At 54.6% G+C, this 10644-nt stretch carries 9 protein-coding genes and 2 pseudogenes; 5 read left to right on the top strand and 6 right to left on the bottom strand.

The annotated features are described in order from the left end of the window. Window positions 1-69: 69 nt before the first annotated feature. Window positions 70-303 (bottom strand): hypothetical protein, encoded by a 234-nt coding sequence (locus XH88_RS36325; protein ID WP_271672967.1) that lies wholly within the window; start codon window positions 301-303, stop codon window positions 70-72. Window positions 304-487: 184 nt separating this feature from the next. Here XH88_RS36325 and XH88_RS36330 point away from each other — a divergent pair, with 184 nt between their 5' ends. The 4 genes and pseudogenes from XH88_RS36330 to XH88_RS39350 form a co-directional block, all read left to right on the top strand. Then, complete coding sequence (locus XH88_RS36330; RefSeq protein WP_271672968.1) at window positions 488-829, top strand: hypothetical protein; 342 nt, start codon at window positions 488-490, stop codon at window positions 827-829. A gap of 223 nt (window positions 830-1052) precedes the next feature. Then, window positions 1053-1427, top strand: coding sequence for a Nif11-like leader peptide family natural product precursor (locus XH88_RS36335; protein ID WP_271672969.1), 375 nt, complete (start codon window positions 1053-1055; stop codon window positions 1425-1427). Window positions 1428-1563: 136 nt separating this feature from the next. Continuing rightward, entirely contained in the window at window positions 1564-3021 is a 1458-nt protein-coding gene (locus XH88_RS36340) for a radical SAM family RiPP maturation amino acid epimerase (RefSeq protein WP_271672986.1), read from the top strand. Between the two features lie 783 nt (window positions 3022-3804). Then, window positions 3805-4020: pseudogene (locus XH88_RS39350) on the top strand (helix-turn-helix transcriptional regulator); the annotation flags it as partial. 64 nt (window positions 4021-4084) lie between these two features. On the opposite strand, the pseudogene XH88_RS36350 reads toward XH88_RS39350, so the two are convergent. The 5 genes and pseudogenes from XH88_RS36350 to XH88_RS36370 form a co-directional block, all read right to left on the bottom strand. Continuing rightward, window positions 4085-4423: pseudogene (locus tag XH88_RS36350) on the bottom strand (transposase); the annotation flags it as partial. A gap of 479 nt (window positions 4424-4902) precedes the next feature. Further along, window positions 4903-6159: a hypothetical protein gene (locus tag XH88_RS36355; RefSeq protein ID WP_271672971.1), complete on the bottom strand. Its 1257-nt coding sequence runs from the start codon at window positions 6157-6159 to the stop codon at window positions 4903-4905. Beyond that, window positions 6156-6629 (bottom strand): hypothetical protein, encoded by a 474-nt coding sequence (locus XH88_RS36360; protein ID WP_271672972.1) that lies wholly within the window; start codon window positions 6627-6629, stop codon window positions 6156-6158. Before XH88_RS36360 ends, XH88_RS36355 begins: the two co-directional genes overlap by 4 nt. Further along, the gene (locus XH88_RS36365; protein ID WP_271672987.1) at window positions 6626-8758 is read right to left on the bottom strand and encodes an ATP-binding protein; all 2133 of its coding nucleotides are present in this window, start codon (window positions 8756-8758) and stop codon (window positions 6626-6628) included. The genes XH88_RS36360 and XH88_RS36365 overlap by 4 nt, the downstream gene beginning before the upstream one ends. A 78-nt stretch (window positions 8759-8836) precedes the next feature. Next, entirely contained in the window at window positions 8837-9355 is a 519-nt protein-coding gene (locus tag XH88_RS36370) for a Pycsar system effector family protein (RefSeq protein WP_271672973.1), read from the bottom strand. 876 nt (window positions 9356-10231) lie between these two features. Here XH88_RS36370 and XH88_RS36375 point away from each other — a divergent pair. Beyond that, window positions 10232-10411 (top strand): hypothetical protein, encoded by a 180-nt coding sequence (locus XH88_RS36375; RefSeq protein ID WP_271672974.1) that lies wholly within the window; start codon window positions 10232-10234, stop codon window positions 10409-10411. Window positions 10412-10644 lie beyond the last annotated feature (233 nt).

Here is a 10644-nt window from a genome sequence, read left to right on the forward strand (position 1 = left end):
GGTTGATCGACAGATCGACCGCGCTCTGCCGTTCCAAAAGATAATGCTAGTCCTGCAGGGCACCCTCGATCACGAGCTCGGACAAGGCGCAGAAAATATGGATCGTGCCACTCCGATAATGAAATAGGCTGGCGGCACCGCGCCCGAGGTCGGGTGCCGCATTTCGCACCATTGCCTCGCCGCCCCGGCGAACCAGCCGCTCGCATCGATTTTCGACTGATACCAGTGCTCGAGCCAGCCCCCATGCAGCTCCTCGACGACATGCACTGCCGAGCTCGGGACCGGCTCGTCGGGCAGCAGCATCGCCGCGCGCTCTCGGAGCGTGTCGGCGGCAAAGGGCGTGTGAGCGTCGGCAGTATCGCAAGGCCGTAATCCTCGCCAACGTGCTGCACGGCCTCCGCGATGATTGAATTGCGCTCGCCCATAGCGAGCGCCTTGACCCCGAAGGCCTCCCGCACCAGAATTTCCAGGAAATTGGCCGAGCTCGATGCGGTCCGGCGGCGATGCCGAGCAGGATCAGGTCCGGCAGATCGGTGGCGAGCACGGCTTGCAGCTCACTCGCGCTGCTGCATTCGCTGGTAACGAAGCCTGGTACGCTGCTCACCTACTATCAGCCGAGCTTTCGAGGGGTACCACAACCTTCAACATGTCATACCTGCCTTATCTGATCGCCCACGATCGCAAGGCAGTCGCATCCGTTAGGCCTTCATCCTCCAGGAACAATGTGAAGTTCGCCAACGGGCAGAACCGGGTGCAATGGACGGAATGCGCGCCGTTTCTAATCCGCGAACAGACGCTGCTGAGCACGGCTCTGACCGAGTTTTTGTAGATGGTGGCGCTGCTGGGCTAGCTACCGATAACGAGACCTCATCCCGCTCTACTGAGCGCTTGTTAGGTTCGAGACCAATGTCGGCAAGTTGACGATACGCACGGTCGGACAAAGCGCAAAGGCAGCAACTTCAGTTTGGTATGCGGATTGCTTTGTTACGGCATATTCACCGATCGCTTCCAAGGCGACGGATAGGTAGCAACGTTTAGGCAGAGGCCCGGCTATGTCGCAGGCTGAGGTAGAACGGTTTGTCAAGAATCTAGCGAAAGAGGGTAGTCTGCTCGAAAACCTTAAACAGAGTGCTACAGGTCTTGCACCGATTGTAGCGGTCGGAAAGAGCCACGGCTACGATTTCACGCTTGATGAGGTTAGGAGCAGCATCCGAGTGCCAGGACGACACGCGTTGATGCAGCGCGACACGATTGTCGGCGGCAAGCGGGATTTGAGCGGTGCGGACTTGAGCGGGATTGTGCATACCACTGCGTTGGCTAGTTCCACGTCGGAGGCGCCCACGAGCGCCGTGCAAGCCGTCGAAGCGGGCCGTGACCTAGTCGCTATCGTTTTACTTATTGTAGTTGTTATCGCTGTCGCGGCCTGACATGTTTTTAGCTCTGATCGCATTGGCTCGTCCTCAAGGAGACGATCCGGTGCGAAGAGAACTGAAAGCACGCCTCGTCAGGAGTGAGATCGTTGCTTTCAAGCCTAGATGCGGCTTCAGGGCTCACCCGTACCGTATGACGCACACTGCCACCGAACACTGCCGACAGATTTTTGATCGGCGCACCCCCGAGCAACTTCGCACGTTGTCACACGTCAAGCGCTTCATGGAGCGGCTGGCTGGTGACTTGGAGTTCCGCAGGGCGCTTTCGGAGAACGTTGATTCTCCTCGAGCGGTAACAGAGCGCTACGGCATCGAAGTTGATCCAATGAAGATGCTGCCGCTCTGGCGCGGCGGCTACCTGAAACACCGCTTCAAGCCGGAGTCTACGTCCTGGCCCCTGGCTATGATGTGGGACGAGTTTATCTGCGAGATGTTGCGTCATCGCGACCTCCTGCGCGAAGAGGGCGAAATGTCGACGATCAACCCTCGCTTTCATGCTTGGCGTGAGCGCCAAATCCGGCGTTGCAACGACGAACTAGGCGGAACGGCGGCGTCGGTCACGTACCCCATCATCGCTTTCGAGCTGAGCGACGGCTGCAGCGTCGGCTGCTGGTTCTGCGGCCTATCGGCCGCCCGCTTCAAAGGCTATTACGAATATAACGAAGAGCATGCAGCGCTTTGGCGCGGCGTAGTCGGTATCGCGAGCGAGATGTTTGGTTCGGCAGCCCGTACTGGTTTCTGCTACTGGGCCACAGAGCCTATGGACAACCCCCACTACGACCGCTTTCTATTCGACTACTATCAGATCACGGGCGCATTGCCACAAACCACCACGGCGGCTCCGCTCAAGGATCGCGCACTCACCACGCGCGTGCTCGAACTTTTCAAGCGCTATCGCACCGTGACGAATCGTTTCTCCGTGCTGAGCACAACACATCTCGACCAGATTCACATGGCGTTTTCGCCTGAGGAGCTGATCGGTGTCGAACTCGTCCTGCAGGGCAAGGAGGCGCTGACTGCAAAGGCTTTTGCTGGGCGCGCGCGCGAGCGGAGCGAGAAACTTAGGGCCGCCAACAAAGCTGATGCAATCGCCTTGCTGGAGGGCGATCATACGACCATCGCCTGTGTTTCCGGCTTGCTCGTAAATATGCTGCACGGACGTTTACAATTGGTGACGCCGGTGCCGGGTAGCAAACGCTGGCCTCTCGGCTACCGCGTCTTGAGTGAACGCTTCTTCAGGACGCCTGACGAGTTCCGCGAGGGGCTGCAGAGCATGATTGACCAGCATATGCTCGAGAGCCCAGCTCCCAAATTGCCGATCCGCTTCCGCAGGGACCTGCAATACAAGGCCGGGAACCGATGCTTTCATCTCCGGTCACGCAACATGGAACACCGGGTGCTCGACGACGTCACTCCGACTTCCGTTGGCCATCTAATCGCCTACGGCAACTGCACAGCGTCGGAGCTGGTTAGGCAGGTCACGACTGACGTAGCGAGCGTGCTCGCAATAGCCGACCTGCTCGATCAGTTATACGCGGCCGGGGTGATTGAAGAGGACTTAGACGACAGCTTCGCTTCGCAAACCAGCTGACCTGTTAATGCGCTTTCATCCGGTAGCGGTTAGAGTCTCGGATTTTGTACGCCAGCGGTCCGCCGGAAGAATTTCATTGTCGAGTTGCCCAGGCGAACGGTGCGTGATGCCCCTGCAGTTCCAACGTGCCGTCGAAAACATGGAAATTTGGAGTGCACGCAGGGGCGGCTACTCGTTCGTTATAAGCTTGCAGAGCCCGACCGGTCCTGGCTTTCGCGGAAGGTTCGGCTACGTCGCTTCGTGGCGTCCGCTTGACCAGAGCCGTGGCTCGATCAGGGTGCTCGGGTCGCCGCTACAGAGCTTTGCTGCGGCCAAGGACGCCTGCAACAATATGCTCAATTACCTGAGAGACTGAACTGACTCCTGGTCGCTGGAAATGGGAGCATGTTAAAGATGCTGCAGTCGCGCCGGGTGCTACCAGGATGTTGACCGGGCCGGGACGTACGACTGAGATTATCGCGGCCGATTTGAGCGGCGCTACACGTTCTATCCGCCGGACCGGCGTGCTTCCAAATCGACCTCATGTGGATGATCTTGAAGATCATCTGCCGTCCCTCGCGCCCGTCGGAGCAAGCATGTTCGTCGAAGGCTCGACAGATTTGTTCGCGTTTCCCAATCCGGTAGCTTAGCCGCACCTCAGGATCGTGATCCACAAGACGCCCCTAGCGAACGGCTGGCCACCTACCGGATCTATTCACGAAATGATCTTCACGATCCGTACACGGTTGCGAGCCAGAACAGCTTCATGACAAAGGCGGGACAGGTCGTAACACCGTAGTCCCGATGACTCCACTGATTTTGCCGTCCTGCCACGCCTGTTTGCGTGGACGCGGTAGTTGTGCTGCCAGATCGTCGCCGAAGCGACCGGCCGGGGCGCCGATCCTGACCCAGAAGCAACTCGCCCAGATGCTCGGGACCACCCAAGAGTGGATCTCGCAATTCGAGACCGGCCGCCTGGAGTATCCGAGCCTCGGAACGGTGCTAAAGGCCTTCGCCACGCTGGGGATCGACCGGAACATCGATAGTGTGCCGGGATCTCTACGGAACGACGACTTGGATACACGAGATGCGCGACAGCTTTCCGCTTCCCTGCGGGCGTCACCACTTCTTTCCCAACACGTCCTCCAGCGTTGCATTGTCCAGCATGGCATCAGCCAGCAACCGTTTCAGCCGGATGTTCCCGTCCTCCCGCGTCTTCAGCCGCTTGGCCTCCAACGCCTCCATCCCGCCAACCTGGCTTTCCATTGGTAGATACTGGCGTCACTGACCCGTGCTCCCGGTATAGATCGGCAACCAAAACGCCAGCCTTGTGCTCCTTCAAAATCCCGATGATCTGCTCTTCCGAAAAGCGGCTGCGCTGCTCTGGTCCTTTACTTGGGCCAGAGCGAACTTCAACCTGGATTAAGCCTGAGGGGCAAGGTCAGGGCGACTAGACGAGCGATGATGCTCATGCAGAATCGCGAGTCTAGTTGCACGTGCGTGCGTGCAACATAGGTGGCGGTAAAAGAAGCCTACTTTATACGTCTTCCTTGAAAAAACTTGAGCCACTCTCGGAAAGGGAACGTCCGCTAGAAGATAAAGAAATCTTGCGGCCCGCCCTCCCCTTCGGGCGGTCACGGGACCTTCGAGACGGCCACCTCCGATACTTGCTCTCGTATTCCATCGTTCGCACAATTTGCAATTGATCGAGCTCGGGACCCTACTTCGCGATGCACCAACAGGTTTGCTTTGCGCTATCCACGAACAAGAGACACGGTGCACGGTGCCGCCTTCGTAACCTGCGGCCCCACACCGAATGGATATCTATCGGGCTGCGAGACAAACCGACTTCGGGCCCTATTGTTATGTGTAAACTACATCCTTTCCCAACGCGGTTCCCGACTAGCTGACCGTTGCAAACGTAGCAGAAGGTATTGCCTCTTCACGAACCTCATGGATCTTGATCGGCCGCGTAACCCCACTAGTGGGAAACGTCTCAGGAGTAATTCCTGCGATCTTCATCATCTGAGCGATCGTATTACAATATCCCACCTCTCGAGGCTTCGCGTTCGCGCAGATTCGGGACGCATTCACCACGGATCCGCCGATCGCCCGCACACCTCTCCAAGAATAGAGCCATACAGCTCGATCCGCAAAAAGGCCAATCGCGCACCCGAGGGCATCCAGATTTAGCCGCAGATTTTCTTGGTATTCGCCGCATAGACGAGTGGTCAACATCGAGATCGATTTTGCCGCTACTAGAGCATCTCTAAGAGCCGAGGCATCTTCGAAGTTCTCCGCGTTCACGAAATGACCAACTACCCCGTCACCCGTTTCTTTATCGAAATATCCGCCATTTTCCGTTATTGCCTCTCGGGCCCCTTCGACAGCCCGATCTATGAAACCCGCAAATCGAGGCTGGTCACGTGTGAGGAGCATTGCTGACGACGAATTTCGGATATCCATTACGAGCGATAAAGTGGGGATCTGCTTCGGAATTGCGAGCCCATTCTTGAGCTCTAGAGACTTCTGCCACGGCCATGCAAATGGCACGTCACATTCACTGACCAGGTCAAAACAATTAGGGGAAAAGAATTGCTCCAATAGCAGTTTAGCCGAGGCGTCTATCTTGAGTACGCTCTTAGGTATTCGTTCAAAAAAACGATGAGCCTGACTACAGATCCGAAACCCAAGTTCGCTCCGGTCCAAGAGGTACGCGCGCATATTGATATCGGGCCTGTAGTTTTGGCGGGTCTCCTGCAACTCGTATATGAAGATGAAGCCGTTTCCCGCGTAAATCTCAGCTGGCCGATCTTCCATCCACTTCAAGCCGATGTATTTGATAGGACTCGCATCTGCGCAATCGGTGATTTCGCGGGAAAGAAGCAGGCTTTTCGCGGCAACAAATCTCTCAAAATATGGATGAAACCGTCTAAGGTAGTATCCAAACCTACCCGGCTCTTTGAACCTCTTCTCGTTGAATTGACTTCGATCCCCCCAGAAAAAAATCAGTCGCATACTTGGAAATGAAACACACCAGGCCGCACCCAGTTTGACTGTTGCGCTTTCCAAGAAGAGCGTGTCGAGTTCCTGGCTTTGGAAATCATCTGGTCGCTTTGGATTTCCAGCCCTCTCGAACGAAAACCAACCATCTGTCACTTCAGCTGTCCTTCGATCTTTTCGAAAAGAAACTGGAGGAGCTTGCCATTTTCCTTCTTGGCATAGCCGGAAATCTCACAATCTTCCGGCACCCTTTCCGGATAAGCGGAGAAATATCGCCAATTTTCTCGCTTGTGTTCTCCTCGCCGGAAGATCATCATCACTTCGTCCAGAATTGAAACGAAGTGTCCCGTCTCATTGCTCCGCATAATGTCGACAATAACTACGTCGTCCTTGGTGACGTGAGACTGCAGGGAGGCGATCGTTGTAACAAGGACATATTCAAACACCACAATGTCCTTAAGAGTGACGCAAATCTTGGCGGGCTCATCGCTGGTCGGATGCTCTTCTTCCGATAAGTCGAGGTCTATCTGCCGTGATGGCGGCAACCAATCAAATACACGGTCATGCAGCCGGTGAGCGATTGATCGTCCTTTCGGCCACTCGTCCTCAAAGTGGTAAATCCTCACGCAGCAATTCCCTTTCCCTTTAAGCGCAGTTCGAAGAAGAATGTCGTACGAGCAACGGACGCTCTTTCATCTATAGGCACCGACGTGAAATCGCAGATCGCGCGTTCGTCATGAGCCTCGAGTATCCTGCGGGTGACCGCGAGCCCCAATCCGGTCCCCGGCCGGCGCGTCGCTACAGACTGTCGGAAAGACCGAACCCAGGGATGAAAGATCTTCTCTCGATCTTCCTCCTTGATCGGAACGCCCTCATTCTGGATCTCGGCACGAAATCGATCGGCCGTATAGATGAGTTCGATGCGCAACCACTTGTCCTGAAATGAGTACTTGATAGCGTTGTCTATCAGGTTGAAGAAAACAATCTTTAGGAATTCTTGGTCGGCCGAGATGAAATGGGAACCTACTGCACCCTTGTCGAACGCAACCCGTATTCCCCTTCTTCTTAGCTCGCCGTGCACCATAGCGAGCACCGAATCGACTATTGCTGCAGGATCAACATCTGCCCACCGAACCGCGTTCTTATCGAACGTCTCAAGTAGATAACGAGGCGCATCAGCAAGGCTATATGCTTCATTCAGCCAAAGCAGCGCGTCCTGAATAGACGTCTGCATTGTTGGCGTAGCCAAGAGACGAGCTAGCTTTGTCGGCATTGAGGAGAAGAGTCGGACACGCTGAGCAACGAGTTCAAGCTCGGAGACAGCGGCGGACAATGAGCCGCGGATCACATGCCTGATTTGAGCCTGAGTTGCATTGTGATACTCACGAAAATCAATGACACCAAAAGCCGTCCTAACGTATTCCACGATCATTTCCAGGATTTGTGCAGCGGCACTTTGAATGCAATCTTCCTGGAAGGCGAATACAATCCGTTGTTGCGTACGGTACTCAGTATGAATGCGAAAAGCTAAGCACCACAACTGCGCTCCTTCGCTTGTTTGGGCAATGCATGATTCGTTGTCGCGCGAAACGTCTATGAGACGCCGATTTAGTTTTCCTAGTTGGAACGGTGCCGGATAGTACTTGTTCAGGTCCGCGCCCGAGTCCCCCGGCAACAGCGCTACCCCGAATAAACTCGGCACATATCGCTTAGATATCTCGCTTAGCCATCTCAGTGAGAAATCGGAAATCGCTTGCTCATCTAGTTCCTTCGAAAGCTGCCTGAGCTTGTCCGAGAGCCCCATGAAGGGTAGGTGTGCGCCGAGAAGCGACACCAGATTTTTTCCAATCAGGAGATCGGTGTAGCTAAAGTCTTCACCTAAGTATTCCAAGTTTTCCTTGCCAATGAGGAAAATGAGATACTGCGCGAAGCTTGCATCTTGTCCGGAGAGGACGTCCACGGCGTGAGTATGGCAAGGCAATAGCATCCATGCAGATGCGCCGACAATATCCTGAATGCTGCCCGTTAGCGTTCCAGAATATGTATGACTACGAACTACCAAAGATGCCCTTTGCAAACGGTCCGCCTCTGAACGCTCGAACCTGTTGACGGGCGGCGGAGCCTCCGACTCGTGATGCTCGGCAACAAGTTGATAGGCACCGCCTATCTGTTCGTAGAGTAGAATTGCTTTTGCCCGCACGTAGTGAGCTAGGACTGAACATAACTTTGATTTGGAGGCCGAACTTTCGACCTCCTCCAGCATCCGACTTATGGCCTGGGACAAGCGTTCGTGACGTGACCGCGTGGTCTGAACTGAAAAAAATCTCCAGGCGATCTCGAGTTTGATGTGACTCAGCTCGTCGAGAGCACCCGGTTTGGGCTTCAGGATTACAGCTATGCCAATATCGTTCGTTTCCAATATACAGTCGTCGACGTCACAGCCTCGTTGGTCGCTCAATCGATAAATGGTTGGCCTAGAGTAGTTTCTTATGGCCGCTATTTTTTCCAGCTCAGCGCGGGCCCAGGCAAATGACAGCGAATCTCCGTCGGCTAGCAATGTCAACCTACGCTGCAAGCTGGATTGCATCGAGATTTCGCCTGCGATGTACGAGAGTGTCAAAAAACTCTTCTGGCGCTCATCTCTATCGAGCAGATAGACGATCACAACGCTGCCAGGCCCAACAACGCCCCTCAACAGCTGCAAAAATTCCAGGCGAGACCAAGCACCTCCATGATTGTCATAGTCGATATTCACCGGCAATTGCGATATCCAGTCTCGCAATTTGGGAAGATCACTGTCCGACTTACTAGCCATTTACAGCTACCATTCTCTTTAGGAGAAAAGGTGCCTGTACAGAGGAACAGCCCAGGAGATTAGCCATCCGGCCATCACGAAAAAAGAGGCATAGCGAAGCACCGAGAACTTTCGCGCTGCGATTTTTGCGACAACATGGATCTGCCCGGCGATACTTTTCGCTCTCGGCAATTCGTCATCAGCTATCTTTAGCTGACAGGCTTGAAGCCAAGCGTCACTGGAGTTGAAATTGGCGATATCAAGAAAATAGTACAAGTCAATAGGGGGCTTCTTAGGTATCAGCCAATCCCACCGGCTTCCAGTAGCGAGTTGAGGGAAGGCAGCACTCACCGATACCACCAGCGCGACAATAATCGCTAAGTTCACTATGCGGGCGTCTCCCCCACCAAGAACACGTCCTTCATGAGCGAGAAGCACGCTCCCACTATTCAAAAACCCTAGGATACCGACCAAGATGCCAACGAAGAACGTGAGTTTGGTTTCAGCAAAGCGGTTGCCGGCATTGATCTCCCTCCAGACATTCAATAACTCGCCCATTACTATTTCCTTTGAGTACGTTCTGTACTTGGACTAGCGAGGCAACCGATTGCATCCTCGCTCCTGGAGCCGCGGGTGAGAATGTCGATGTCAAAGACAAGGGTCTTTTCGATGGGCTCGCCGAACTTCACATTGTAGAGGCGCCATATCGCACCGTTGGAAAGTACAACCCACGGCACTCCCTCGTTCGCTGCGTAGTCGACCGCTTGCTATTCGTCCAGTACTGAAAACGTTACAACCACAGATTTTGGCTATGAGACCGCTGCACCCCACCCTTCGACAGCGATTGCCATGAGCAACTTTGTGGCAGCCACCTCCTGGGTTCGGGAGAGTGGTGACGTCGGAACCTTGTTGACGTGGGTCATCATGTCGCTCGAACAGGGTAGAACAACGGTCGCGCGGATTTTTTGCTTTCTATGCGCATGAGTGACGAAAAAGTGCGCGCAGTTATAGATCTGCGTCGCGAAACTTCGGCATCACGGTTTTGGTCATCTTCATTGAACAACCTCGACCACCTGAGACCGTATATCGACCAAGTCGGTCCACTACTGTAGGTTAAACACTCGATTTTCAATCGCGCTACCGAGAGCGTGTCCGTAGCAAAATTGTTGCAGGCCGCGCGTGTGTCATCCGGCTCGATACTTTTCGATAGGAGCTAGCACGAATGTACGAAATCCGAGCCAATCTCATTAGCTCAGGGACAATCTCCGCAGATCGCATGAGGGAAATGACGTGATGACCGTGCGCGAGCAGCTCTTTATTCCATTGCGCAACTTCCAGTAGTTGCTGTTCTGTGGGTGGGGCATTTCCATATTGCTATATCGGCCAGATCAAATCCAAGAGCTTTACCGGATAGCAGCGGATGACTTTGGTTGTGTGACCATCAAGAAGTTCATTGCCCTGGGCGTAATTGCGATGACGATTTGGGCGGCTGCTTTTCATTTTACCACTGCGTCCCTGCCGCAAATTCCTCCCGCTACTGGCCGCCTGGCAAGACTTGCGTCCATTGTGCTCAGAGCGCCGCCGATAGTCGCCGCGACGGCGGGCGACAATTGATCTTCTCGACCGCATCGCCAAAACGCTCGGTGCTCATTTGTCCGAGTTCTACGTTCGATCGCCCATAGGAGTCGCTGCCTAATTGGTCTGCTGCGCTCCCGGGAGCGGACTTTCCATTCGGTTACTTATGAGTACGCCCTCTAGCATTACAGTTGCAATTTTTTCCTGAGATGGGCTTTGCGCGCGTTGGCCTGATGGCACCTACGCCAAGACGACCATGCGAGGATATGGGC

The sequence above is a fragment of the Bradyrhizobium sp. CCBAU 51627 genome (assembly GCF_028128765.1).
Taxonomy (GTDB): Bacteria; Pseudomonadota; Alphaproteobacteria; order Rhizobiales; family Xanthobacteraceae; genus Bradyrhizobium.